Annotated in this window: 1 protein-coding gene; it reads right to left on the reverse strand. The window is 48.5% G+C overall.

The features are described 5' to 3' along the window. Nucleotides 1-1,075 (reverse strand): elongation factor Tu (gene tuf, locus TZ48_RS09450; protein ID WP_112478969.1); only part of this gene is annotated, 1,075 nt, incomplete at its 5' end.

Raw genomic sequence — 1,075 nt, forward strand, 5'->3', positions numbered from 1 at the left:
TTAGTCGAAGATCTTAGCAACAACACCAGCACCTACTGTACGGCCACCTTCACGGATAGCGAAACGTAGGCCTTCATCCATAGCGATTGGAGCGATTAGCTCAACTTGCATTTGGATGTTGTCGCCTGGCATTACCATTTCTACGCCTTCTGGTAGAGAGATGTCACCAGTTACGTCAGTTGTACGGAAGTAGAACTGTGGACGGTAGCCTTTGAAGAACGGAGTATGACGGCCGCCTTCGTCTTTAGAAAGTACGTATACTTCAGACTCGAACTTAGTGTGTGGGTTGATTGAGCCAGGAGCTGCAAGAACTTGACCACGCTCAACTTCGTCACGCTTAGTACCACGTAGAAGTGCACCAACGTTCTCACCAGCACGACCTTCGTCAAGAAGCTTACGGAACATCTCAACACCAGTACAAGTAGTAGTTGTAGTATCTTTGATACCAACGATTTCTACTTCGTCACCTACGCGTAGGATACCGCGCTCGATACGACCAGTTACAACAGTACCACGACCTTGGATCGAGAATACGTCTTCGATTGGTAGTAGGAACGGTTGGTCAACTGCACGCTCTGGCTCTGGGATGTAAGAGTCTAGTGCTTCAGCAAGCTCAACGATTTTGTCTTCCCACTGCTTCTCGCCGTTTAGAGCGCCTAGTGCAGAACCTTGGATAACTGGTAGGTCATCACCTGGGAATTCGTATTCAGATAGAAGTTCACGAACTTCCATTTCTACTAGCTCTAGAAGCTCTTCATCGTCAACCATGTCACATTTGTTCATGAATACGATGATGTATGGGATACCAACCTGACGGCCTAGTAGGATGTGCTCACGAGTCTGAGGCATTGGGCCGTCAGTTGCAGCAACAACTAGGATACCACCGTCCATCTGTGCAGCACCAGTGATCATGTTCTTAACATAATCCGCGTGTCCTGGACAGTCTACGTGTGCGTAGTGACGAGTTGGAGTATCGTACTCAACGTGAGAAGTTGCGATTGTGATACCGCGCTCACGCTCTTCTGGAGCGTTATCGATAGATGCGAAGTCTTTCGCTTCACCGCCGTACACTTTT

Origin of the sequence: Vibrio variabilis, from assembly GCF_003263785.1 — a bacterium.
Lineage (GTDB): Bacteria > Pseudomonadota > Gammaproteobacteria > Enterobacterales > Vibrionaceae > Vibrio > Vibrio variabilis.